The sequence below is a fragment of the Rhodopirellula bahusiensis genome (assembly GCF_002727185.1).
In the GTDB taxonomy this organism is placed as follows: Bacteria; Planctomycetota; Planctomycetia; order Pirellulales; family Pirellulaceae; genus Rhodopirellula; species Rhodopirellula bahusiensis.
Genome location: NZ_NIZW01000008.1, coordinates 105,378 through 129,404, shown reverse-complemented (window position 1 = coordinate 129,404; position 24,027 = coordinate 105,378). Strand labels below are relative to the sequence as shown.

Below are 24,027 nucleotides of genomic sequence, written 5' to 3'. Positions count from 1 at the left end.
TTTGGCGAAGCGAACAACTCAGTGGTTGTGCCCTGCGTGGGGATCAATGGCACCGCCAGACTTATTCTTCAGCGCCATTTGCAACTGGTGCGCGCCGCTGACGGCGATCGACTGTCCCGGCCAAACTTGGCCATCGTTTTTGATGGCGACGTTGAGGGAGTCCGACGCTAGAACTTCAACCGCGACACGATCAAAGTGGTCATTGTTTTCAACAAACACAAATCGCTCGGGACCTTCCTCGGCCACTGCTTCCTTGGGGACAACGATCGCATTGTCAAAACCAGCCACCGGAACACGAACCTGCAACCGTTGGCCAGGTTTGTAGCGCCAACTGACATACTGCTGGCCACCAATCTCTTCTGACCGCTCGACCTCATTGGTCAACGAAACATAGAATGGTAAAGCCCGCGAAACGCGATCGACCTCGTTGCCGATGTAGACGATTTTTAAACCTTTGATGAGTTCGGGCTTACCTTTTCGCGATTCGATGACGGCCTGCAGCTCTGCTCCGCTTTGCGACGCTTCCTGCAAAGCGAGACCGTCTCGTTGGTAGGCGTGTCCTTCGATTAAAATTTGACTGTAGTCAGAAAGTTGCCCGAGTTTCTGGCCCGCCTGGACCGATTCACCTCGGCTGACATCCAATTGGGTTACCAGGAACTCTGCGTCGATATGTGCCGGATGAGCCGTTGGCGGGGGCTGCATGGAAGCGAATTTTGCACTGGTCGATACTGTCCGATTCTGCGATTGAGCGTTCGCCGATGGCCATTGGGGCGACGCCTCATGCAGCGAGTCGTGATGAAGTGACCGATCGGCATGAAGCGTGGGGGCAAAAATCGTGACCTCGCGGATCAGTTCTCGCGTTTGCTCGATACTCTGAACTTGGCTTTCGGTTAAACCGTGCAACAGCATGGATTGCTTTGCCGCACCCAAGTTGGCCATCAACTTGTCACGCTCATATTCACGCGTGAGCAGGGTCTTTCCGGCAATGGCCCCCGTCCCGGAAAGGGAAGTTAGCCGAGTGATCTCGCGCTTTTCGACATCCAGTTCGCCTAATGAGGCTAAAAACTGTTCTTGAGTTTCGACAAGATCCTGGTGGGTCAACCGCAGGGTGAACAATGGCCGACCGCTTTTGAGCAACTCGCCTCGCGACACGTTGATCGCGTTGATCACACCGGTCAGGGGTGAAGTGATTGCGACGTGTGTTCGCCCAGGCCAGTCGGCTACTGCTGCAGGCACTTCGATGTATTCATTGAACTGACCGACAGAGACGGCTTGCGTCGTGAGTTTTAAGTTCGCACGAGCTTGAGCACTGAGTTCGATCGAATTTGATTCGTCGTGGCCTTCGTGCCCATGGTCATGCCCCTCGTGGTCATCATGAACGCCTTCGCCATGGTCATGTCCTGAGTGATCGTCGTGACCACCTTCGCTATGGTCGTGTCCTTCATGACCGGCTTCTTCGGACGCTGCCACCAGCCCCAACTTTTGCGGAAAGTCGGTGAAGGCAAACCCACCGACGACGATGGCGAATGCAATCGCGAAGACCGTCAACACAGGGCCAAGCAAACGCTGTAGCCAATTTTTCAATTTGGACATGAGGGGACCCTGCAATGGGGAATTGGGAATGAGGAATGGAGAACTTGCTACGCGAGTGCGAGTTGCAATGCGCGCAGCGTGGTCCGCGATTCATTCATTAAAAAGGATGGTCGAGGAAAAAAGATGGAATGAGTTGAGTTCGAGAACGGTTTCCCTATTCCCTATTTCTCATTCCCTACTTCCCCGATTCAAATGATCCACGTGCAAAGAGAAGCACAGTGGGAGAGCGAGTCCGTCGCAACATTTGCCGATCGCTGATGCAATCGACGGGCCGCGAGCGACCTGACCAAACTCATCGTCGAATCGTGCTCGTAGGTCACAAACGCAACCAACGTTGCGTCGATGATGAAGACAACATCACTCGAAGTCACAAAGCTGCATTCGACTTCGCCGTGGCACCCCGGATGGTTTCCATCACAAGGCTGTGACTCGCAAGCACAACACGGAGCCACCAATTGGCTGGCATTTTTATCAGCTTCGAGCGTCTCGTCCTCGCCCGAGCAATCGTCGTCGTGACCACAGCAATGACTCGGCTGGACACTTGGTAGATCGGTGCTCACGCACGCATGATCGCAACCGCTATGGTCATGGCTCCCACAAGCAACAGCGTGATGCAGCGAACACCCGAAAATCAGGTGCAGCAGCAATGCGGCGACGGTGGTGAGACGACAAACGGCGGACACAAAAAGCCTTTCTAGAGTGAGATTTCTGGTATTATCGGATCTTACAGCGAAAAGGTCCATACCGATCAGGTGACGGCGGAAAATTTTCGCTGAACTTCCCAAGCCTCCGGCTTAGCGACCACAGTCGCTCGTCGAAGCAGACGGCCAACGGGCTACTGTTGACTGAACGTTAAGCCCCGTAGGCTGTCATCGCCGCTGTTGTCGGGGACGGCGTCCAACGCACCTGTCAGGACATAGCCGTCGATGCGGGCACGGGCTTGGCCGAGCAATGCTTGGGCGGAGATGTATTGCAGGTTGGTCTCAAAATACGTCCGCTGGGCAATCAGTACCTGGACATAATCGGTTTCGCCAGCTTTGTAGGCAATCTCCGCCAGATCGAGCCCTTCTTGCGCGTTGGGAAGAATATCACTGGCATACTGATCGACGGCGGCCAGGGAGGCGTCGAAGTCTCCGGCGGCAGTCGCCAGCCGTGCCTTGATCGCGTTTTCAATTCGCTCGACTTCACGCGACGCGCGAACATATTCTGCTCGGGCCGCAGAGATGTTTCCCTGGTTCTTGTTGAACACCGGAATCGGTGCACCAATTTGAAAATTGATCAAGCCGTTGTTGGTCCCGTTATCATAACCACTACCCAACGAGACATCCAAGTTGGGAATCGGCTGAACTTCGTGGCGACAAATCAACGCTCTGGCCCGAGTCACCCGCGCCTGGGCTGCTTGGTACTCGGGGTTGGAAACGACAATGTTGGCCGCGACGCTATTCCAATCCATCGGCGTTTCGTTTCGTGGCAACTCACCTTGCAGATCGGTTGGTGCCATCTGCGGTGTTCCGGCGAATGCCACCAACTCACGCCAAGCGGCATTAAATCGCACTTTGGCTTGACGCAATTGCAAGTCGATTTCGTTCTTCAGCACTTTGGCTTGCACGACATCCAGCTGAGAGCCTTCTTCGGCCTTTTTCCGCAATTCAGCGAATTCTAGCCCTTGGTCCGATACGGATTGAAACTTTTCGACCAATTGCACGCGACGCTGTGCCGCTAGAGCGTCGTAAAACTTAACGCGAATATCCGTGGCAACTCGGTATTTCTGGGCTTCCAAGTGAAACAGTTGAGCACGCATGGATTCATTCAGCACGCTGCGATTGAGCGCCAACTTGTTGGCCGTAACGATCGTTTGTGAAATGAAAAACGTGTGCTGGTCGGTTCCCTGATCGGCGAGTTGATTCGCTTGGTATCCGATGCTCGGATTGGCTCGCAGGCTCACCTGGGTGCGATATCCAGCCGCTTTCTGCGTGGTCGCAACCAGCTCCGCAATCGTCGGGTTGTTTTGAAGGGCAAGCGACTCGAATTGCTCCAGCGTCATTCCCGCGGATTGGCCGAAATCTACGACCGGGCTGTCCAAAAAGATGGGTTCAGCCACTGTTGCCGTCCCGGAGTCCTCAAGCGACATCGCATCACGCAGAGACATCGGCGTATCGTCCTCGTTGCTATCTTCTCCGTCACCGCCAATGCTTTCAGTGTCGATCTCGGTATATGCAACGGTTTGGACGGGCGGTTTTTGATGTGGAGGCTGCTGGACCGGGGGCTGCAGCTCGCTGGTCGCAACTGCCACTGCGGTCGCATCGGTCGCTTGGTGCAGATTCGGGGTCGCAGCGATATGTTGCCCAAGAGACTGACAGCCGGTCGTGAAGCCCAATGCGGACAACAACAGCAGACGCCTAGCCCGCTCCGCTGTGGTAGAGATTGCCCTGCCGCGGGTTGCCCTGGTACGAAATGGTCGTGTATTGGTCACCGAGTATTCCTCCTTGAAATAGATAAAACGACCAGCCTGCGGTACCCATCGGTTCCGCAACTACCGAATTTCAAGCAGAATCGTCCCAATCCGACATCGGACGCTATAACCAAGTACCGGTCATGAGGATTGCACCAGTCGCAAGACCGGATGGAGGGGCGCAGGTCGGATTCCGTTCCGATCCCTTGCAATCGCCCAACAGCGAGCAGTCGGCGAACCGCTGCCGTCGATCGGCTCAGTGATGGCCGCCGTGGACGTGAGTCGTCGTGTGAGGGACTGCATCAACATGCGTCGTTGTGTGAGGCGTCGCGTCGATGTGTCCACCGTGCTGCCGATAATCGGTGTGCGTTGTGGTGTGAGGAATCTGATCGGTGTGGGTCTGAGTATGCAGGTGCGGCTGCTGATAACTAGGGCGGAATGACTGGTAAGGTTGAACGTATCCAGACTGTTGCACGCCATTGTGAATGTGCGTTTGGCCCTGACTGGGATAGACAATCCGCTGCTGTGGATAACCCTGCTGGACATAACCTTGCTGCTGAATGTACTGACCTTGAGGATAGCTTGGCTGCTTATAGCCTTGCTGAATCACCGTGCCCTGCTGAATCACCGGGCGTGCCGAGTAATATCGCTGGGTCGGGTACGACTGGGTAGCGATGGGGTGACTGCCATGCGGTGTGACATGATCAAGATGTGTCTGCGTGTGTTGAACTCGATCGACGTGCGTTGTCGTGTGAGGAACCGCGTCGACGTGCCCCTGGTGTCGAACGTTGTCGTTGTGGGTGGTGGTGTGTTGAACGTTGTGCCCATGCGACGTGGTGTGAGGAACAACCCACTGAGCGCTAGCTTGGGACGATCCCAAAAACGCCATCACCAACCCCATTGCCATTGAGAAACATTTCATCTGATCGACTCCCTGAAAGGTGTAAAAGGTGTAAGCGGGGTCGAATGCAATTCCGCGGCGCAATGTCTCTCCCCCCCGCACTACCCAGCGTACCCACCCGAGCGGCGGCCTGCAACTAAGCCACAATCCGAGATGGATTGGATTCGTCCGGCGTACAGATTTTGCCGGGAGGCAGCAGCTCAAGCCTTGACGCGGGATTCGTCGATTGCGTAGTTCATTAAATTCTGCGTTGGCATCGTCAAAAAGACTGTTCCAGCGTGCCATCCATGCCGATCAACCCTGAAACGCTTCCTGCTTCCTACCCACGAAACAACAAGAAGCTTCTTCATGTTGAAAAGGCCTCACAAACGAATCGCTCGCACAGCCATGATGTGGCTGATGGTGGCGATGTTTGCGATGCCGACATCGTTGGTCCCAATCTGCCCCTGCACAACGGTCGCCGGCGAAAGCCAGTGTGGATGCGGTGCACTGGTCACCGAGTGCGACTCAACGAAGGGATCAGATTGCTGTCACAACAGTCGCCCACAGCGCTCAAGTGAGATGGGCGCCGAGCGTGAATGTGGGATTGCTCTTTTCGGTTGTCACTGCGACGAACATTCCCCATGTCAGTGCCAGTGCGATCAGCGGAATGAACAAGCCATCAACAGCGGCGATCAAATCGTCGTTCGCCAAGCGACTGAGCGTGTCACGGCGTTATCAGCGACGCTGCTTCCGTCATCAAATTTCAATGGTTCGTCCATGCGGACGCAGCCTTCGCCTTTGACGCACGCCAAAACGGCGCAGCAACGCTGCGCCACTCTCTCGCGTTTTCTGATTTGAACGCCGCTCTCTGAGCCTTCTGTCGCGTCAATCAACCAGTGGTCAACAAGACTGCTGATTCATGCGCTTTGATAATTGAACCTGCCCGCCCCGGCATCGGTTCACACGAAGCGAGCGTATCGTGAACCGCATATTGCGTATCTCGCTGCGCTCCAAGCAATCACCGATAACGTGGCAACTCCGCCACGGACTATCACCGTTTCAGTTTTGTAATTCCAAATCGAAAGAAAGGATTCTCGATATGACCAAGTTGCTTTTTAGTTTGATGTTGGTGGCCGTCTTGGCCGTTGTCACGTCCGTCGGATGCGCATCAACCGCCGGAGGAGGTGGTGGCGGGGGAAGCCACGCCGGACACAGTCACTAGCGGTTGCATCACGAGCGAGTTGGGCTTGTCCATCAAACGGCACGCCCGATCTCGATTCCCCGGCAGCTCGATTCCCCGGCAGCTCGATTCCCCGGCAGCTCAATTCGCCAGTGGCTCGATTCCCCAGTGGACCAGCCGATCGTTGGCGGCCAGGACGCCGTGTGCTCCAAGCAACGGAGTGCTGGCGGTCGGTTGGTCCCTTTACCACTTTAACAAATCGCCAAGCTCTTCTCTCACAAAACAAATCACATGACCAATTTTCATCGGGCGACCTATTGGTCATCCATCATCAAGTCACCGAAGCAGGACTTTCTGGCTTCGATCGTTGTCTTCCTGGTCGCCTTGCCGCTGTGCATGGGAATCGCGATCGCCTCGGGGGTCCCCGTCGCTGCTGGATTGATCACCGGCATCGTCGGCGGCCTTGTCGTCGGCTGGTTCGCGGGTGCTCCGCTGCAAGTCAGTGGTCCGGCGGCGGGGCTTACCGTGATCGTCTATCAAGTGGTCAATGAACACGGCCTGCTTGCTCTCGGAGCGGTTGTCTTGATCGCGGGAACGTTGCAGTTGATCGCCGGAGCACTACGGCTGGGACGGTGGTTCCGAGCCGTTTCACCGGCGGTGATTCATGGCATGCTCGCCGGCGTTGGTGTGCTGATCGTTTCGAGCCAATTCCACGTCATGTTAGATGATTCGCCCAAACAAATCGGGCTAGCCAATCTCGCCTCGATTCCCGCTGCGGCCTACGGCGCGCTGGTCGAACGAAACGCCGCCGCAGGCATTGGTGTGATGGCGATCGCGTGTCTGATGGCATGGAAAACGCTTGCCAAAGGACGTTTCGCATTGGTTCCCGCACCGCTGATTGCCATCGTGGTCGCGGCGGTGATGGCTGGAACGATGGGACTGCCCGTCGCTCGTGTGCAAATGCCAGATTCACTGAGCAGCGCGATTCATCTTCCATCGCTCGAACTGCTTCAATCCGTACCGCTCAACGTATTGCTGCAAGCGGGTGTTTTAATCGCCATTGTTGCTAGCGCCGAAACGTTGTTGTGTGCAGCGGCCGTGGAGAAAATGAAACCGGAGGTGAAGACCGATTACGACCGTGAACTCGTCGCTCAGGGCATTGGCAACATTGTCTGTGGCGCACTGGGTGCATTGCCGATGACGGGCGTCATCGTTCGCAGCAGTGCCAACGTCGAATCCGGTGGACAAACTCGATCGTCGGCGATTTTGCACGGAGCATGGTTGCTCGTCTTTGTCGTCGCGTTGGGTTCCATGGTTCGCTTGATTCCCACCGCCGGGCTTGCCGCAATCTTGGTCTACACCGGATTCAAACTGATCAACGTGCAAGAGATCAAGCGACTGAAAAGTTACGGATGGAGTGAAGTCGGCGTCTATGCCGCCACGCTGTGCACGATCATTGCCACTGATCTGTTGACAGGTGTGATCGTCGGAATTGCATTGTCTGTCGCCAAATTGCTGATCCGCTTTTCGCACCTAAATGCACTCATTGTTCATGGCGAAGGCGATTATTGCCTTCTGCACCTCAGTGGAGCGGCAACGTTTCTTCGTCTGCCCGTCCTGGCGTCATCCCTCGACCGCATCTCGCCCGGAGAAGAAGTCCATGTGGATTTCGAGCAACTCGACCACATCGACCACGCCTGCATGGACCTGCTGATGTCGTTTGCACAGCGACACGAGCAAACCGGCGGCACGTTGATCATCGACTGGGGCACCCTGCACGCTCAGGTACATGGCATTAGCGAATCAACCAAGGTCGATTCCGAAAGCGACAAGCATTTGCGTCGTCGCATCGCGGCGTAGCCGAACCTCTTACCAATTTATCTTCAGGAGAATCTGATGCAAAAGATCGTCGACGGCGTGTACCGATTTCAAGACGAGATATTTCCAAGCCATCGAATCCTTTTCGGGCGGCTTCGTTCCGGTCAACAGCCTCGGACGCTGTTGATCACCTGTTCGGACTCCCACGTCGTTCCGAGTCTGGTGACTCAGTCCGATCCTGGCGACCTGTTCGTTCTGCGCAATGCCGGCAACCTCGTTCCGCACCACGGTGTGGACGGAACAAGCGATGATCGTGCGGCAGCGGCAACCATCGAGTATGCCATGGAGGTGTTGAAGGTCCGCAATGCGATCATCTGTGGCCATTCGTACTGCGGAGCAATGCAAGCGGTCATGCGACCAAGCCAACTACACCGGTTGCCTGCAATGCGGCGTCATTTGGCAACCCTCAATATCGAATACTGTCTCGCGGAATTGGATCGAGACGGAATCGAAGACCCCACGCAACGCCTTCAGGCGGTGGTCGAGGAAAACGTGCTTGTGCAAATGGCCAACCTAGCGACACACCCTACGGTCGCCCTCGCGGTGAAGGAACGACGACTTGCCATCCACGGCTGGGTCTATCATTTCGCGAGTGGCCGTGTCGAAACTTACAGTCCCCAACATGCCGCTTTCATCCCCATCACTCGCACCGAAGGCGATCTTTCAGCATCAGTAAAAGCAGCGGCTTGACCACAAGCCTTTTCATTCAACTATCCAGAACTCAATTTCCAACCGCCAACGGAATCCAAAATGAACTACACACCAAAACTGATCAGAACCGCGCCGCTGTTGTTGGCCGTCGCGATGCTTGCATCCAGCGCCGGTTGCTCGACCTTGCCGTGGCGTTCCAAGAAGCCTGTCGAAACCGCTGAATACCAAGCCTACCTGGATCAGTCGGTTTCTAACGCATCCTATGAACCTTCCTATCAAACCACCGCCGTCGACGGCTCAACCCTGCCGCCGCCGGTCATCAGCCCTTCGGATCGCGTCGCTGGCGCGGGCGGTGGTTGCAACGACGGTTGCTGCCACTGACAGCCGGTTACCCCGATCGCACGGTGAGATCACACGCCCGATGACAGAGATGGTGGCGGTCCATCCATCTGGATTGGCTTATTTCGCGATCCTGCAGGCTCAGGAGCATTTGTGATCGGTGTGCCGCCGAATCGGCTGACGAGTTCGGCAGCCAATTGGTCGCGGCTCTCGAGTTCCAAAGCACGATTCAGATCGCGGATGGCGACATCCGTTTGCCCAAGGTAACCGAATTGGTAACCGCGCAAGAAGCGTGCGTAACCGGCTTCAGGATTTGCTTTGAGGAAGCTCTCCAGCCGCTTCATCTGGTCAACGAATCCGTTGCCCTGATAGTACTTGCCATAGTTTTCGACGACGTAGCCCCAGTCCTCGGGATTCAGCATCGACGCCGCTCGATGAATCGCACCGGCCGCACCCTGATAGTCCCCGACGGCGAACAATCCTTGAGCCAACAGCAGCATCAGCTTTCCATCATTTGGTGATTCAACCAGAGCATGATTAGCTAACCGCACCGCTTCACCGTAGTTGGATTTTCGGAACGCTTCTTCGGCTTGCGAACGATACGCGTTGTCCCGACTTTCAGTGGAACCGACGCTTGTAACCGCGTCATTTGAATCGAGTGAAATGGCAGGCTTCGCCACGGAATAAGTCGTCGTGCTCGGCGTGCTTGCCACAACACTTGGCGGAGCGATGACCGACGGGACCACGGTCGATGGCGATTGGGTGTAGTAGTCGTAATAAGGGGTGTGGACATGCGCCGAACCAACGGATGAATAGCCGTAACCGGAATAGTAAGGCGGAGCATAGACGTCGATGTGCGGATAGAAGGAATGCCCGATCCCGGAATGGCCAATTCCGTGATGACCGGAGTAGTGACTGACGTGTCCGCCGTAGTGCCCGTCTGAGTGACCAAGACTGTGTCCAATTCCATGCCCGATGCTAAGACCGATTCCGTGGCCGATGCTGTGACCAATGCCATGGCCAACATGTCCATGTCCGAAACTGTGGCCAATGCCATGACCGCCATGTCCAAAGCTGTGACCCCCTCCGTGGCCAATGCCATGACCACCGCCATGCCCCCCGCCGTGATGGCCATGCTGGGCCTGCACGCTGCCGGTTCCAGCAAGCACCAACACTAAGGACGCAGCAAACGCAAGCGAAGCTTGGGTTGATAGATGAATCAAAGTCATGGCGATGTTCCTTGTGCTTTCGGTGTTCCGTGATCGGGAGTCAGGACTGAATGCGGCCACCTATAAATTTTTCCAGTGCATTCGCTTAAAGTCGCTCAACCTCCATGATACCAACATCCACAGGTCGTGTCGCGGATTTTGATTAGCAATCGTTAGCTAGCTGAGCCATCAATGAGCATATCTCGGACCGTTTGACCGAGGCGAGGAAACCCATTTGCCTGAAGAGGCACGAAACTTGCTCAAATTTCCTCGAGTATCGGCGTTGAGAACGTCGTCAGCAAATCCGCAAAAAGCCAAAGGGCATGGGCGACACTCGTCCACCATGAACGATGAGCGAACACAAACAACAACACGACGAGGGTGGCCACATCCATGGGCTAACCCGTAGCGACGACTTGGCTGGAGTGAGCGACCTGCGGCTGATTTGGGCCGTGATCATCAATCACATTCTAACTGTGGGAGAAGTGATCGCTGGCATTTTTTCCGGCAGTGTCGCTCTGTTATCGGATGCGGCCCACAATTTTAACGATGCCAACGCACTGCTGATCGCGTACATCGCCCGCAAAATCTCCAAGAAAGAAGCCACGGAGCGATTCACGTTCGGATATCGTCGTGCCGAACTTCTCGGCGCGGTCATTAACCTGACATTGCTTGCTGTGATCGGATTGTATCTGGTCTACGAAGGTATTCGCAGGTTCTTTGAGCCCGAAGAGATCACAGGCTGGTTGATGGCGGCCGCTTCCATCTTGGCGTTGGTCATTGATGTCGGAACCGCCTTGCTATTGTGGGCGATGAGCAAAGGGTCGCTCAATGTGCGGGCTGCATTTGTCCACAACATCGTCGATGCGGCAGGGTCAGTCGCCGTACTGATCGGTGCCGGGGCGATCATCTGGTTGCAATGGAATTGGGTCGATCCCGTTCTGACGCTGATCCTGTCGGCCTATATTCTTTATCAAGTCTACGCAATGCTGCCCAAAGCAATGCGAATCTTGATGGAAGGGACGCCTGTCGATTTAGATGTTCAAGACTTAGTTGACGAAGTCGAGAAACTCGAGGGCGTCGAGGGACTGCATCATCTGCACGTCTGGGAACTCGACGAGCAAAACCGAGCACTGGAAGCTCACATCGTGATTGATCGTGAAAGCATTGAACAGTTCCATGAAATTAAGCAACGGATCAAGGAAAGATTGGCGCACGATTTTGAAATCAATCACTCGACACTTGAATTCGAGTATACCGCTCACACTTGCGACGATGGCGAGACCGCCGTCATCGCCGGTGCCGCAAGTCGTCAAGATTAACACTGGAGAGTGGAGACAGCTCAATATCAGCTGTGACACACCTCGAAATCAGGAGAGATAGCAAATGACAACTTGGCATCTATTGATTGGTATTCTTGAAGCGATCGTATGGTATTTCTTCATCTGGTATCTGTTATCGACTTTGCGTGCCAAAGAGCGCAATCTATGGCTTGCATCCTTCGTCCTGCTGATGCTCGCCTACGTCGCGTTCGCGCTGTGCCCCTGGTTACGCCACACCGAAAGGTGGCAAAGTATCGGTGAAACCCAGTCGCCATGAAATCATTCCAAATCGCGGCCTCAATTCTCTCCGCCGACATGGCGTCGCTGGCGGACCAAGTGCGTCAAGCGGAAGCGGCGGGCGTGGATCGCTTTCACGTCGATGTGATGGATGGCCATTTCGTGGCGAGTCTCGGTTTCAGTCCCGAGGTGGTTCGCGTGGTACGAAGAACGACTCAGTTGCCGATCGACGTTCATTTGATGGTCACCGATGGCAATCAGTTCACCAAGTCATTCGCGAGCGCCGGTGCATCGCGGTTAATCGTCCACGCGGAAGCCGACTGGCACTTGCACCGTACGATTGATTCAGTGCGTTTGACCGGTTGCGACGTCGGTGTGGCAATCAATCCGGCGACATCGCCGATGGTGATCGACGAGGTGCTTCCGCTGTTGGATGTTGTTTTGATCATGACCGTCAATCCCGGCTTCGGTGGCCAGAAATTTCTACCTGAAACGCTTCCCAAACTGGAGCGTCTGCGCCAACGAATCGAACGCGAGGAATTGAGTTGTCAATTGATGGTCGATGGAGGAATCAACGCCAATACCGCGGCAAATGCGATCAACTCCGGTGCCAATCTTCTCGTCGCGGGCTCGGCGATCTACGCGACGGGCAAGGGCATCGCGGAGTCGGTCCGCGATCTACACTAGAGCCACGTTTTGAAAGGCAAGACAGTCGTCAGAACATCCAATCACCTCGTGAACTGAGTACTACTTTTCAAACCGAGATTCCTGGCAACAGTGAAGCCATGAACCGCGTTCATTGATCTGATGGAATTACTTCGTGGCCACCTCGTGTGCCCAATGCGTGCCAGATCGTTAGGTCGATTGAATCTGTAAAAAATTGAACCGATCCGTCCACCAAGCTGGCCGGCACGCCGCCGGGGTGATAGCTCCGTGCCGTCACGGCGGCGTAGGTCGGTTCTGTAATCGTCTTGCCCTCGCGGGAAGAGTTAAAATCAACGTCATACTCCGCCCCTGCCGAGTTATACAACAGCTTGGTGTTGGGACCGAAAGTCGTTGTGAACCCGCTTTGGTGGATACGCGAATCGATCCATTCAGTGTGTCCCGAGTTCATCTTGAAGTTACCGCCATAGGCGACGACCGCTTGGGGCAGCGTGGGGGTCGCTTCGCCAAGCGCCGACGGAGTTAAGCCATCACGAAGGTAAGGATTGAACGCCTTGACTTCCGCCAGGGCAAGCGTGTTGCTGGTGCCGTCAAGCACATCTCGAAATCCCGTTTTGCTGTTTGGATAAACGAGCCCGGTTCCCGAACGTTTGCTAACCGGATCATAAATGAACCACTCGCCCATGTTGACGACGTAATTCATTGGATAGTAAGCGAAGTCCGGGTCAGTGGGCTTCGGGGAAGGTCGCGATTGGTCGTTGACTTCGCTGGGACAAAGGTAGGTGGGAACCCTGACTCCCGCGACCTCCCCTTGTGTCCCGTAAGGCACGGTCCAGTCGATCAGATCAGTCAGGCCAGATTGTTCCAGGTAAGGAAGAAGACGTGCTTGGAACGACCACGAATCACTCGGTTGATCCGTCCGGTACAGACCACCAGAAGGAAATTGATTGAAAGCGACGTGATAATTGTGCATGGCCAGGCTGACTTGCTTCAAATTGTTGGAGCAACTCATCCTACGGGCCGCCTCGCGAGCAGCCTGGACGGCCGGCAACAGCAATCCGACCAAGATGCCAATGATCGCGATGACAACTAGTAATTCAACTAGGGTAAAGCCGCTTCGGCGGCGTGAGACTTGGGCGAGTTTCATTTTGAGGAAATCCAGCAAACGTGAGGGTGCAGACGGTTAGTTTCCGGTGACACAACGTTTTTGCTGGCTGGGATCAGACTGCCTTCGGTGAGACTCGACCTGGCTGGCTACTATTTAGTTGGTATTGAGAATCAATCTCAACTTGCTGAATTGTACCGATTCGAGTGGTTGTCGCAAGGGCGACAGAAACGAACCTGCCAGAATTCTCATCCGGCAAACGGTTAGCTTCAGCAATGCGGGCATCATCATGCTCCAGAAACGAGGGACAAGACTTTTTCTCTTCCCCCTCGTTTCGTCGGCCCACAAAACTCGCGTTTAGTGATCTTCGTGCTGGGTTTCAAAGCCTTGTTGCTTCAGCCAACCTATCAACTGATCGGCCGCGGCGTGGTCGGCCAAGTGGACGTCACGCCAGGTCGGTGCTCGGAACGCGATATCCGAATGACCGTCGTGTTGGTCCACTTGAACTTCGGCCCCGAGCTTCTTCAACGTTTCAATCATTTGCTTCTCGTTGGCTGAGCCATCGCCGTGCATCCGCTTCCACTTAACCATACGAAACTCGACCGCTTCGGGGCCTTTGGCGTAGGCCGGATCGGGATGGGCATGTGAAACATCGAAGCCAGATTTCGCAAGGAAACCGGCCCACTGTTCGGCCATCTTGTGATCCTTGACCTTCATTTCCGTCCATTTGGCTTGACGGTACGAAACGTCGTTGTGACCCGCGTGGCTGTCCTGCTTGACCTCGCAACCGAGCTTTTTCAGCGTCGCGGCCAATTGCGCGGCTTTATTCGCGTCGTCCACATGCTGCGACTTCCATTCCGGCAAATAGAACGCAAGCGTTTCGCCACCGTGCGAGTGGTCGCCGTGGTCGTGCCCGTCGTGATCGTGTCCGGCATGATCATGCCCCGCATGGTCGTGGCCTTCGTGACCGGCTTCCTGAGCGGAGAGGGATCCACTGCAAAAGGTAAGTGCAGCGCATGCGGTCAAAGCAAACATCGTTTTTGTCAATTTCATCTTTCAATCCTTTATCATTGGGTTTGGTAAACAATTCTTCAAAGCGCACGCCTCCGCCCGATTGCGAAAGCAATGCGTACTGCACGACCGTTTTGGCAGGGCGCAGGACGTCTGCGCAGAAACCTGACCATGGGTCGGCGATCCGAAAGAACGACGCGCAGCAGCGATCAGCCGTCACGCATCAGGGGCGGAGAGACTCGCCGCTAAATTTGCCAGGATTGAAATAGCGCGCAGCGCTGCCCAGCGGATAAGAATGGGAACTTGAATCCGACGCGGGGGTCGGTTGCTAGAGCGACTCGCGGCTGGATGACCGAGGTCGAGGTTCCAAACGCGACCAAAGCGTTCGTCTGCAAGTCAAGCTGCAATGGAACCAGTCTTGCATCAACAAAAACACAACGGCCTTCGTCACATGGCTGCGAATGATCGCAGGGATTGCCATCGTGGTGCTCGTGATTTGCGTCTTCGTCGTGACCCGCCGAGCGATCGTGATCAGATTCCAACGAACTGTGGCAACCGATCTCGTCATGCCCGCCGAGCGGAGACGTATGATTGTGATGCGCGCAACATCCCACCAACGCATGCACATTGAATGCGATCAGTGTTAGTAGATGGATGCAGGACGAAAACAAATCAGCGTTCTTGGTGGAAGTACGAAATGGGTGGGACTTGGACAAGCGATTGTTCGTTTTCAAGGCGAATGAGTCAATACCGATCAAGTTTGGCGAAGCGCATTGACGATCGGGACCGTAGCGGCCTGAACAGCGGGAGCCAATCCGGCGGCAACGCCCACGACCAATGACACAGCCGTTCCTGTCGCCGCCAAGCCAATGGAAGGGCGAAAGGCAATCGTCGCCCCCTCGGCTCCGATTGCGAATCCTCCGATGGCCAATGCTGTCATTGCCAGGGCGGTTCCGGCAATACCGCCGACGACGCATAAAATCGTGCTCTCGGCGAGTACCAGACGCATCGCCCGCAGTGGTCGAACTCCAATGGTTTGCAATACCGCGTATTCTTTGATTCGGTCCTGGACACTCATGACGGTGGTGGTGGCGACCAGTGATAACACGAGGCCCACGCAGGCGTAGCCGAGCCAGTGAGCGAAACCAATCAGGTCGACGAGGTCCGAAAGCGTGCTGGCCTGGAACGCTCCTTTGCGTCGTGTCTTTGTCGCGACAGAACCGGCACGCAGTGTGGCGTCAATTTCGTTGGCGACCTGATCGGGATCAGCATTGTCGGTTAGCAGAACTTCGTGCTGAGTGACCAGTCCGGCGGCGTCGAGACCGCGTGTGTATTGTAGGAAGGCGAGACTTGTATAAATCAGATTTTCCTCCGATGGTACGGTCGAAGAAAAAACGCCGGCAACCTTCACGGAAATGTCGCCGATGGAGAACTGGTCACCCGTTTTCAGCCCCCGCCGCTGAGCGACATTGCGACCGACAATCGCCGCGTCACGTTGCTTGGCGAAGCTTTCCCAATTGCCCTCGGTCAAAGTCAAGGGCCGTGTCGATTTGATCTGCTGTGGATCGGCTCCGTTGAAGACGACGATATCCAAACTCGCGCGACAGTTGTTGGTCCAAACCTGAATCGGCATCACGTCGCGAACGCCGGAAATCTCCTTGATCTTGCGGGAGTAATCCTCCGGCAATCGGCTCGTCGTTGGACAGAAACGATTTTCTTGAAACACGATCAAACTTCGGTCGGCGTCCGATCCGGTTGTCAGCCGATGCAATCCTTCCTGGACCGAGCCGACGAAACAGAACACGAACATCGCGACCGCCGCACCGGTGACGGTAAGAAGCGTTCGCGTGCGATGTCGCCAGAGTGTTTTGAGGACGTAAGTGAACATTTTTGATTGTCGATTGGAGACTGAAGATTGTTGATTGTAAAACTGCTATGCGGCTCCTGACTCCTTCACTTTTTGCCTTCCAATCTCCCCCTCTCGCAGACTCTCTTTCTCCCTCTCGCTTTCCAAAAACTTTCCTCGGTCCAGAACCATCTGCCTTGATGCGATCCTTGCGGCATCGCTGTCATGCGTGACCATCAGCAGGGTAATGTCGAGTTCTTTGTTCAGGCGTTGCAGCAGAATTTGCACTTGCTCGCTGGTTTCCGTATCCAAGCTACCGGTCGGCTCGTCGGCGACGACGACTTTGGGGTGAGCGACGATCGCGCGGGCGATGCCAACACGCTGTTCCTGTCCACCGGAAAGCTGCCGCGGATAGTGATCGGCTCGATCGCTCAGACCCACCGCTTCAAGCGCCAATTCGACTCGCTGCCGACGTTGCGTCGTGGATAACTTCAAGAGCAACGTAGGAAGCTCCACGTTCTCATAAGCGGTCAGTACGGGAATCAAGTTATGCGTTTGAAAGATGTACCCGAGATTCGCCGCTCGCCAATCAGCCAGTTTACTTCGTGACAGTTTCGTTACTTCAGTCCCGGCCACAGTAATCGTTCCCGAATCGGGACGGTCAATGCCGCTGACCAAATTCAAGAGCGTGCTTTTGCCCGTGCCACTCGGCCCCATCAATGACACAAACTCGCCCGCTTCGATGTCCAAATCAATGTTGTCCAGCGGAGTGATCGTTTCGTCGCCTTTGCGGAAGCTTTTGCTAACGCCACGTAGTTCTACTAGTGCCATTTATCTTATCCCGATTGTTTGATCGTCGCCGGTGACATGCACCGGACTACCTTGTGTTAATCCATCCGACCCGCTGGCAATCAATTTGTCCGTGACCCGCAGCCCCGACTTGATCTCGACCAAGCCATCAGAGCCATTGCTGCCGACTTCTACTGATCGTTGCCGGGCTGTTTCGTCCGAGTCGACCACCCAAGCGAATGAACCGGACTCGCCGGACTCAATCAGTTGTTTCGGTGCAAACATCCGCTCCGCTTCCGTCGCCTCGCTAGCCGATCGTTCGACTTGCGGAGCTAGAAATGTTGCCGTGACCAACATTTCGGGACTGACGCTGGGAGGTGGATCAATCAGTTCGACCTTCACTTCCAACGTGTTCTTTTGAATGTTTGCCGAACTGGTCGATTGAAGGACACGGCCTTTGATGGGAGCGGGAGAAGAAGCCGTTTCGATTTCCACTGGCTGTCCCGGCGTGACCATCGGCACGTCTTCCAACCGAACGTCTGCTCGGACTTGTAGGCGATCGGGATCGTACATCTCAATGACCGTGTTGGAGCTTTGTCCCGCAGTGGTCTCCAGTCCCATCACGCGAGTGCCCGGCGCAGCGACCAGTCGCAACACGCGTCCGTCCATAGGGGCGCGAACGACGTTTCGCTCCAGAGACAATTCAGCTTGCCGCAGTCGCAGTTTCGCTTCGTCTCGCAACGCGATGGCAGATTCAACCTTTGCCTCTGCTTCCTGAAACTGTCGATTCTCTTCGACCAACAACTCGCGTTGTCGTTGCAAGGCGGCCACTTTCCGTTTCAGCGTATCGACCTCCGACTGCAAGTTGGGTTGTCGCTGCCGCAGCTCTTGCATGTTCGCATGTGCGGCGGCATGTTCACTTTCCGCCTGTCGGACGATCCGTCCCGCAATCGCGTTTTCAGCCGCCTGCTTCCCTTCCATGCTGCTGTGCGCAAACTTTACCTCGGCTTCGGCCGCTTCGATCAAGAACGGCAATTTCGCCAATTCCGTTTTTGCTTTCGCGAGTGTGCTTTGGGCGTCTGCCAAAGGCACTTCGAGATGCACCGGATTGTCAATCCGAATCCTCGCAGCGTTTCGTTCAGCGATCGCACGGTTCAATTCTCCTTCGCGGATCGCCAGCGAGTTTTTGGCCTGCTGGACCATCAGCTCGGAATCAATGGAGATCAACCGCGCAATCGGTTCGTCCTTTTCGATAGTTTGTCCGCCGACTACCAGCAGCTCTTCGATTACCCCGGGAGTCAACGCTGCCACGCTGATCGCCGTCGGTCGCGGTTCAATCCAACCCGGCGATTGAAACAGTGTGGTCCCCGCCTGCTGCACCTCCGCTCGCTTGACAATTACAGGCACGACCGTCACCGACCGCTGCGGCATCAACTGTCGTCCCGCCGCCGCTGCCAGCAGGCCAACAAAGCCAACAATAATTGCTAGTGGCAGCACATAACGGGTGACCCAACGCTTGCGGCGCGGCTTCGTCGCCGCCGACTCGCTCGCGGGCGCGCGGTCGAGAGCCAGTTGACTGAGATCGAGGGGAGCGCTCATGGCTAGTCCTTCTTTACGAAAATCTTACTTGCCGCAACGGTCAGATTGCCTTGTTCGTCGCGCCGAGCTTTGCCTTTGACAACGACCGTCGACAACTCTTTGACATTCAAAAACTCACGAGCATCCTGCGTCACCGGTTTGCCAGAGTCATCGACGATCTTTACGGTCGCGATATTCTGCTTGACCGCGTCGGTTTCGCAGCAGTAATCCCACGGCGTCGGGCATCCTTCCTCAGACGCACAGTACGGAACTTTGGGATCAACTATCGTGAACGCGGCAAGCCCTTTAACGAACGGCTCGCTCGAACCGCCAATCAAGCCGACGAGTGTGACGTCTTTGCCGTCTTCGGTTTTCTCGCGAGCTTCACCAACCGGCATCGCACCAGCTGGTTCCGTTTCAGCTTCATACTGCGTCTTTCCAGAGTCCAAATCATACCGATTGTGACTCGGCCCCTCTGCAACTCCGGTTCCATCTTTGCAACCAATCGCCAGCAGGACCAACAACGACAGGCCAATGTAAATAGTCGATTTCATTCTTAATCTCCAAGAGAAATGGGGAATTGGGAATGAGGAATAGAGAAATCGAGAATGAAACACGTTCCTCATTCTCTATTCCTCATTCCCTATTTTTATTCAAACAGCTTTCAAACTCGTTGCGACTTCGGCTCGCAACGCTTTCAGCGCCGGGGGTAACGCACCCAAGACGCCCAACAACAACCCAACGCCGCAACCGATTAGGATTGCCACGCTGTCGATGCGTATCGTGAACGCACCCATCGTGAATCGCACCGCCATGCCATTGAGCATCGTCAGTGCGATCACGCCAGACAGCAACGATCCCGCTGCCGCCAACAAAACGCCTTCTTGAACCAAACTGATCAAGATCGCTCGACGGCGATATCCGACCGCTTGCAACGTCGCAATTTCGCGAATCCGTCCAGCCACCGCGCCGTACATCATGTTCAATCCGGCAAAAATGCCGGCACCCGAAACCAGCACAACAACGAACCACGCCAACAAACGCACCGGTTTGTAGTGCTGTTGAAGCGATGCGTAGTAATCCGTTTCTCGGTTCGCTCGCAACTCAAGGTCGGTGCGTTCCTTGCAGAACAACTCGACCTCGGCTGCCGAACTTTGGGGCGACAACAACATCGCCACCAGGCTTAAATCTTGTCTCTTGGTAGCTGTCTGAAAGTCGCCGAGCTTGCACCAGATTTCAGATTCGTAGGCCGCACCGCCTGCAGCAAACCGTCCGCTGATCTGCCACTGGCGACCTTCAAATTCAACGCTCTGGCCGATCGCCATCGCATCGTCCGAACTACCGAGTTTGGCCGCCGCGAGCCTTCCCACCATGACCTCGCCTTCGCCTGGCCAATCCCCGTCAATCAACTTGACGCGGCGGCGAACCAGCGGAGCGGACAACGTCACGCCACGGACCAGCCCCAAACCTCCGTCGCCATCATTGGTCTTCACTCGTGTCCCCAAATACAACTCCGGCGAAACGTTCGTGATCCCGAATCGCTTCACGGCTCCGTCCAAACTGGCGGTCAATAAAGACGGAGTCCGCGCGGCGATTGACGAGTTTTCGATGTTCTCTTCCGAGTTCACGGAGTACACCAAGACGACATCTTCATCTCCGCTCACAGTCAACGACTGCTCCAAACCACGGATGAACCCGACGACGACAAAGACCAGCATCACCACCGTTGCCAACGCAACGAGCGTCAATGCCGTCCGCATCGGCCGCCGAGCCAAATTACGAACACCGTATTCCCAGGGAAGAAGCATGTTTAATTGGAGATTTGAGATTGAAGAGTGAAGATTTGAAAGCGAGGAATGAGGAATGTCGTTTTCTCAACTGCCATTCCTCATTCCCTATTCTCTATTCCTCATTTCTTCGGCTTGGAAGTAAAAGTCCCCTCTGGCGTGACCATCTTCGTCGGCGTTTTGCCGATGCTCTCCATGATCTCCCAGATACCTTTCGGGCTGAGCCGAACGCGGTCTTTGGGGGTCAACGTGACGGATTGCTTTTCGATGCTGCACTGCACCTTGGCGATTCCTTCCACACCATCAAAACGCTTGGTGATCTTCTTCACACAACCGCCACACATCTCGCCCACCGTCATCACGGTGTTCGTTTTTTCTCGCTCGGCACTCGACGCGACCGAGGCCGTCAAAACAGAGGCGACCATCAATACGACCCCGGCGACGAGGCCGGTTCTTCGGGACAAACTCAACATGCCAAAACTCCTTTTGGAAAGGCACACACGGACAACACGACCCAATCACGCGCGAACGTCGCGCGCAGACTTCGAGCCATGAAAGATTCAAAACAGAGAGACGGAGAAAGAGTCGATCTTCGTCAGAGGCCGAGTGCGTTCACTCAGCCCGCCTGCGAAGAGAATGATCCGTCTAGATCAGCCAGGACTGGTACGCAATGCGCGCACTTCGGCCACAGAAAAATGGACTCGGTGACTTCAGCCGCTGATGCTCAGCAGCAGAAAGCATCGACGACAGACAACCTGCCGGCTGAAGTGACGCGGGAATGAATCCCACGAAAACTGTCGTGAGACTTGGCGATTGGACGCCAGCTTCAACGACTGCACCATCACATAGACAATCTTGACAATCGCATTCTCCCGACGGAGGCGATTCAGGCGATGATGCATCGTGCGAACAGCATTCGCACGACGCGGACTTCTGGACGTCACCACCGCAGTTGTTCGCCTGACAGGCGAGACAGCGAATCGGGCAAGCCAGCAAGCTGACGAGCAATACGATGGTGAGAGTGAAGCGGAACATTGCCGGATTTTACTTAGAACAAAAGTCTGTGACTAGACCAATGATCGGTCATCCGATCATCAAACTTGGGCTTTCTTACTGTCCGAACAATAGAAAACGCTGCGTTTGCCGACCTTCTTGGACTTCGGCAGCGTCGCCCAAGAAACTGCCCGAATCAATGGAAACGTCCGACGTCGGCAGTTTGGCGAGCACGTCATCATAGAACTTCGCGAACCAGGCTCCCCGAAGTAGTTTGCCGGCCATCAAAGATTGTGGTGTCCAAAATTCGACCCTTGGATGTTCGTCCAGATTAAGCAGTTCGACGTTTTGGATCGGCCAATCACCAATCGCTGCAAGTCGCAGATCGTCTAATTTCGCAACCTGTGGATCGTTGCCGCCGGGAAGTCGGTTGAGCCGTTCGAGCCGTGCCGCCAATGCCGAATCGTCGATTTCAATCGGTCGCATCGCACCGACGAGCCCAATGATCGGTTTGCTCGGGTCCAACTTTCCCCACCACAAACTGGTCTCGGGGAAGACGGTCGCAAACGTGTCGGCAATCATTGTGAACTCACGCTGCCCCATCTGATAAACCGGCAGCCAGAGGCAAAACAGTCCATCGTCGTTCAAATGCTCGGCCGCGGCAACGTAGTGCTCGCGAGTGTAAAGGTACCCGGTCTGACTTTCCCACGGCACAAACAAGTCCGAAACGATCACATCAAACCGCTGTTCCGTTCCCAATAGAAAATGCCTTGCATCATCCGTCGTCACATGCACGCGATCATTGTCCAAGACGTGGTCGTTTCGATGGCCGAGTTCCCGTGCAGCAGCGGTCACATCGGCTATTAATTCGACAATTTCAATCCGCTCGGTTTCCTGATGATGAATCGCTCCAGCGGCGGTGACGCCGGTGCCCATGCCGAGAAACAGAACCTCCTGCGGATCGGGATGCAACAACATCGGCAACCTCGCTTGCCGCCGCTCCCGCATCGCATCTCCACCGGTGCCACCGAGCCGGTAGTGTAGATTCTGGCGGATGTACCAAGCATCGCGCTCTTTGCTGCGAGTTACGTCGATCCAGCCATAAGCAGACTCTCGCCGCGTCATGAAAACTTCGTCGGAATCACGCCCCAGCATCGACCAAGACGGCATCGCCACCGCAGTCATCGCGATGCACAACCCGCCGATCGTCAATGCGGCCGCGCTCGAATATCGTTGCCGCCGAGGCCAAGCCAAAATCGACACGGCGATCAACAGCACCGACGCGGTCAAAAATCCGCCCCATAATCCGATCGTAGGCAGCAAAATGAAGCTGGCCGAAAGCGACCCCAACGCCGCTCCGATCGCGTTGCCCATCGCCAAGGTTCCGATGACTCGCCCGGTCGCCTCTCGATCGCTCAAAACTTGCCACGTCGCAGGGAAGATCATCCCGCAAACGGTCACGGGGACAACGATGAAACCGAGCACCATTGCAAAGCCGCGAAGCAAATGTTCGACGAACGAGTCACCGGCCGTATAATAACCAAGCCTCGTCACATTGACGAACAACGCCAAAGTAACGCAACAAGTGATCGCACCGAAGACGCCACACCAAAACAGAATCGTCTCCGCTCGTACTCGCCTGACCAACCTTGCGACGATCGCCGAACCCAACGCCAGCGACAGCAAGAACACCGCCACAACATTGCCGAACGTGTAAGTGCTGTTATGAAAGACCAGTGAAAAGAGCCGCGTGTAAAGAATTTCGAGCGCCAACGTGATGAAGCCGCTCAGCCCCGCAACCGTCATCATCGTAATCGGACCCGCCGAGCGGCTCCCCTTCACCGAGCCGCCGATAGGGTTTAGTGGTGGCATACCATCACGCCGCGATAGACCAATCGCAAGCACACCGATTCCGATTCCGACGCCCGCCGCCCAGAAGCTACTGCGGCTAACGCCAACTCGAACCAGCAACAGATAGGTGCAAATCAGTGTTCCCGCCATCGCTCCGGCGGTATTCCAAGCGTAACCAATCGCCGCGCTACGCGACGGATTGCCTAATACGCGCGTCAATGCTTGCGACATCAATGGCAACGTCGCACCGAGTGCAATCGTGGCGGGCAAAAAGATCGTGATGCCGATACCGGCGCGGCTGAACCATTGCCACGCCTGACTCTCGCCGTTCATCCACCGAAGCACCACCGGCGACTGCAGCGCGTCGAACAACGATGGCACAAGCAGCACCCAAACCGCCGCCATGATTTCACACCCGCCGAACCACCGCAGCGGACGTCCGAATTGACAAAGCCGACTACCGACGCCGTATCCAATCGCAAGCCCGAAGAACAAACTCGCCAACACCACGCTGCCAGCCAACACCGTGTGACCGAACAATAACCCCGCCTGCCGGGTCCAGGAAATTTCGTAGACCAGCGTCGTCGCTCCCGAAATCAGGAACAACCCATACAGCAGCGTCGTGGTGCGATGAATCGACTTGTTTGCTCCATGCTTCATC

Annotated in this window: 23 protein-coding genes; 7 read left to right on the top strand and 16 right to left on the bottom strand. The window is 55.5% G+C overall.

Features of this window, described 5'->3' with window-relative positions; translation table 11 throughout:
- Positions 1-18: 18 nt before the first annotated feature.
- From CEE69_RS11770 to CEE69_RS32495, 6 genes are all read right to left on the bottom strand, one after another.
- Complete coding sequence (locus CEE69_RS11770) at positions 19-1,593, bottom strand: efflux RND transporter periplasmic adaptor subunit (protein WP_099260831.1); 1,575 nt, start codon at positions 1,591-1,593, stop codon at positions 19-21.
- Between the two features lie 188 nt (positions 1,594-1,781).
- Entirely contained in the window at positions 1,782-2,153 is a 372-nt protein-coding gene (locus tag CEE69_RS33155) for a hypothetical protein (protein WP_008663244.1), read from the bottom strand.
- A 275-nt stretch (positions 2,154-2,428) separates the two neighbouring features.
- Positions 2,429-3,982, bottom strand: coding sequence for a TolC family protein (locus tag CEE69_RS11760; RefSeq protein ID WP_008663242.1), 1,554 nt, complete (start codon positions 3,980-3,982; stop codon positions 2,429-2,431).
- 319 nt (positions 3,983-4,301) lie between these two features.
- Positions 4,302-4,967, bottom strand: a complete 666-nt coding sequence (locus CEE69_RS11755) for a hypothetical protein (protein WP_233215158.1) — start codon at positions 4,965-4,967, stop codon at positions 4,302-4,304.
- A 341-nt stretch (positions 4,968-5,308) separates the two neighbouring features.
- Positions 5,309-5,443 carry a hypothetical protein gene (locus tag CEE69_RS33480; RefSeq protein ID WP_008663239.1) on the bottom strand — a complete coding sequence of 45 codons (135 nt, stop codon included), beginning with the start codon at positions 5,441-5,443 and terminating at the stop codon, positions 5,309-5,311.
- A 55-nt stretch (positions 5,444-5,498) separates the two neighbouring features.
- Positions 5,499-5,639, bottom strand: a complete 141-nt coding sequence (locus CEE69_RS32495) for a hypothetical protein (protein WP_158231001.1) — start codon at positions 5,637-5,639, stop codon at positions 5,499-5,501.
- 388 nt (positions 5,640-6,027) lie between these two features.
- On the opposite strand from CEE69_RS32495, the gene CEE69_RS33475 reads away from it, so the two are divergent.
- From CEE69_RS33475 to CEE69_RS11735, 4 genes are all read left to right on the top strand, one after another.
- The gene (locus CEE69_RS33475; protein ID WP_261341339.1) at positions 6,028-6,150 is read left to right on the top strand and encodes a hypothetical protein; all 123 of its coding nucleotides are present in this window, start codon (positions 6,028-6,030) and stop codon (positions 6,148-6,150) included.
- Positions 6,151-6,399: 249 nt separating this feature from the next.
- Positions 6,400-7,968: a SulP family inorganic anion transporter gene (locus tag CEE69_RS11745; RefSeq protein WP_099260828.1), complete on the top strand. Its 1,569-nt coding sequence runs from the start codon at positions 6,400-6,402 to the stop codon at positions 7,966-7,968.
- A 36-nt stretch (positions 7,969-8,004) separates the two neighbouring features.
- Positions 8,005-8,676 (top strand): carbonic anhydrase, encoded by a 672-nt coding sequence (locus CEE69_RS11740; protein ID WP_099260827.1) that lies wholly within the window; start codon positions 8,005-8,007, stop codon positions 8,674-8,676.
- Between the two features lie 60 nt (positions 8,677-8,736).
- Positions 8,737-9,018, top strand: coding sequence for a hypothetical protein (locus CEE69_RS11735; protein WP_099260826.1), 282 nt, complete (start codon positions 8,737-8,739; stop codon positions 9,016-9,018).
- Between the two features lie 29 nt (positions 9,019-9,047).
- Here the strand turns inward: CEE69_RS11735 and CEE69_RS11730 are convergent, their stop codons facing one another.
- Positions 9,048-10,205: a tetratricopeptide repeat protein gene (locus tag CEE69_RS11730; protein WP_233215157.1), complete on the bottom strand. Its 1,158-nt coding sequence runs from the start codon at positions 10,203-10,205 to the stop codon at positions 9,048-9,050.
- A gap of 329 nt (positions 10,206-10,534) precedes the next feature.
- On the opposite strand from CEE69_RS11730, the gene CEE69_RS11725 reads away from it, so the two are divergent.
- The 3 genes from CEE69_RS11725 to rpe all read left to right on the top strand — a co-directional run bounded on the left by CEE69_RS11725 (position 10,535) and on the right by rpe (position 12,430).
- Positions 10,535-11,506 (top strand): cation diffusion facilitator family transporter, encoded by a 972-nt coding sequence (locus tag CEE69_RS11725; protein WP_099260825.1) that lies wholly within the window; start codon positions 10,535-10,537, stop codon positions 11,504-11,506.
- A 64-nt stretch (positions 11,507-11,570) separates the two neighbouring features.
- Complete coding sequence (locus CEE69_RS11720) at positions 11,571-11,783, top strand: hypothetical protein (protein ID WP_099260824.1); 213 nt, start codon at positions 11,571-11,573, stop codon at positions 11,781-11,783.
- Complete coding sequence (gene rpe, locus CEE69_RS11715) at positions 11,780-12,430, top strand: ribulose-phosphate 3-epimerase (RefSeq protein WP_008671132.1); 651 nt, start codon at positions 11,780-11,782, stop codon at positions 12,428-12,430. Before CEE69_RS11720 ends, rpe begins: the two co-directional genes overlap by 4 nt.
- 109 nt (positions 12,431-12,539) lie before the next feature.
- Here the strand turns inward: rpe and CEE69_RS11710 are convergent, their stop codons facing one another.
- The 9 genes from CEE69_RS11710 to CEE69_RS11660 form a co-directional block, all read right to left on the bottom strand.
- Positions 12,540-13,553, bottom strand: a complete 1,014-nt coding sequence (locus CEE69_RS11710) for a DUF1559 domain-containing protein (RefSeq protein WP_099261005.1) — start codon at positions 13,551-13,553, stop codon at positions 12,540-12,542.
- Positions 13,554-13,868: 315 nt separating this feature from the next.
- The gene (locus CEE69_RS11705; RefSeq protein ID WP_099260823.1) at positions 13,869-14,564 is read right to left on the bottom strand and encodes a hypothetical protein; all 696 of its coding nucleotides are present in this window, start codon (positions 14,562-14,564) and stop codon (positions 13,869-13,871) included.
- A gap of 712 nt (positions 14,565-15,276) precedes the next feature.
- Positions 15,277-16,410 carry an ABC transporter permease gene (locus CEE69_RS11695; protein ID WP_099260821.1) on the bottom strand — a complete coding sequence of 378 codons (1,134 nt, stop codon included), beginning with the start codon at positions 16,408-16,410 and terminating at the stop codon, positions 15,277-15,279.
- Positions 16,411-16,455: 45 nt separating this feature from the next.
- Positions 16,456-17,199, bottom strand: coding sequence for an ABC transporter ATP-binding protein (locus CEE69_RS11690; RefSeq protein WP_008671142.1), 744 nt, complete (start codon positions 17,197-17,199; stop codon positions 16,456-16,458).
- Positions 17,200-18,756 (bottom strand): HlyD family efflux transporter periplasmic adaptor subunit, encoded by a 1,557-nt coding sequence (locus CEE69_RS11685; RefSeq protein ID WP_099260820.1) that lies wholly within the window; start codon positions 18,754-18,756, stop codon positions 17,200-17,202.
- A 2-nt stretch (positions 18,757-18,758) separates the two neighbouring features.
- Positions 18,759-19,289: a hypothetical protein gene (locus tag CEE69_RS11680; protein ID WP_008671146.1), complete on the bottom strand. Its 531-nt coding sequence runs from the start codon at positions 19,287-19,289 to the stop codon at positions 18,759-18,761.
- A 99-nt stretch (positions 19,290-19,388) separates the two neighbouring features.
- Positions 19,389-20,543: an ABC transporter permease gene (locus CEE69_RS11675; RefSeq protein WP_099260819.1), complete on the bottom strand. Its 1,155-nt coding sequence runs from the start codon at positions 20,541-20,543 to the stop codon at positions 19,389-19,391.
- 101 nt (positions 20,544-20,644) lie between these two features.
- Positions 20,645-20,947, bottom strand: coding sequence for a heavy-metal-associated domain-containing protein (locus CEE69_RS11670; protein WP_199169857.1), 303 nt, complete (start codon positions 20,945-20,947; stop codon positions 20,645-20,647).
- Between the two features lie 685 nt (positions 20,948-21,632).
- On the bottom strand, positions 21,633-24,026 hold the full coding sequence (locus CEE69_RS11660) for a fused MFS/spermidine synthase (RefSeq protein ID WP_099260816.1): 2,394 nt from the start codon (positions 24,024-24,026) through the stop codon (positions 21,633-21,635).
- Position 24,027 lies beyond the last annotated feature (1 nt).

Coding starts and splice junctions, on each gene's coding strand:
- CEE69_RS11770 (WP_099260831.1), bottom strand. CDS start 1,593: ATGTCCAAATTGAAAAATTGGCTACAGCGTTTGCTTGGCCCTGTGTTG.
- CEE69_RS11755 (WP_233215158.1), bottom strand. CDS start 4,967: ATGAAATGTTTCTCAATGGCAATGGGGTTGGTGATGGCGTTTTTGGGA.
- CEE69_RS33475 (WP_261341339.1), top strand. CDS start 6,028: ATGACCAAGTTGCTTTTTAGTTTGATGTTGGTGGCCGTCTTGGCCGTT.
- CEE69_RS11745 (WP_099260828.1), top strand. CDS start 6,400: ATGACCAATTTTCATCGGGCGACCTATTGGTCATCCATCATCAAGTCA.
- CEE69_RS11740 (WP_099260827.1), top strand. CDS start 8,005: ATGCAAAAGATCGTCGACGGCGTGTACCGATTTCAAGACGAGATATTT.
- CEE69_RS11735 (WP_099260826.1), top strand. CDS start 8,737: ATGAACTACACACCAAAACTGATCAGAACCGCGCCGCTGTTGTTGGCC.
- CEE69_RS11730 (WP_233215157.1), bottom strand. CDS start 10,205: ATGACTTTGATTCATCTATCAACCCAAGCTTCGCTTGCGTTTGCTGCG.
- CEE69_RS11725 (WP_099260825.1), top strand. CDS start 10,535: ATGAGCGAACACAAACAACAACACGACGAGGGTGGCCACATCCATGGG.
- CEE69_RS11720 (WP_099260824.1), top strand. CDS start 11,571: ATGACAACTTGGCATCTATTGATTGGTATTCTTGAAGCGATCGTATGG.
- rpe (WP_008671132.1), top strand. CDS start 11,780: ATGAAATCATTCCAAATCGCGGCCTCAATTCTCTCCGCCGACATGGCG.
- CEE69_RS11710 (WP_099261005.1), bottom strand. CDS start 13,553: ATGAAACTCGCCCAAGTCTCACGCCGCCGAAGCGGCTTTACCCTAGTT.
- CEE69_RS11705 (WP_099260823.1), bottom strand. CDS start 14,564: ATGAAATTGACAAAAACGATGTTTGCTTTGACCGCATGCGCTGCACTT.
- CEE69_RS11695 (WP_099260821.1), bottom strand. CDS start 16,410: ATGTTCACTTACGTCCTCAAAACACTCTGGCGACATCGCACGCGAACG.
- CEE69_RS11690 (WP_008671142.1), bottom strand. CDS start 17,199: ATGGCACTAGTAGAACTACGTGGCGTTAGCAAAAGCTTCCGCAAAGGC.
- CEE69_RS11685 (WP_099260820.1), bottom strand. CDS start 18,756: ATGAGCGCTCCCCTCGATCTCAGTCAACTGGCTCTCGACCGCGCGCCC.
- CEE69_RS11680 (WP_008671146.1), bottom strand. CDS start 19,289: ATGAAATCGACTATTTACATTGGCCTGTCGTTGTTGGTCCTGCTGGCG.
- CEE69_RS11675 (WP_099260819.1), bottom strand. CDS start 20,543: ATGCTTCTTCCCTGGGAATACGGTGTTCGTAATTTGGCTCGGCGGCCG.
- CEE69_RS11670 (WP_199169857.1), bottom strand. CDS start 20,947: ATGGTCGCCTCTGTTTTGACGGCCTCGGTCGCGTCGAGTGCCGAGCGA.
- CEE69_RS11660 (WP_099260816.1), bottom strand. CDS start 24,026: ATGAAGCATGGAGCAAACAAGTCGATTCATCGCACCACGACGCTGCTG.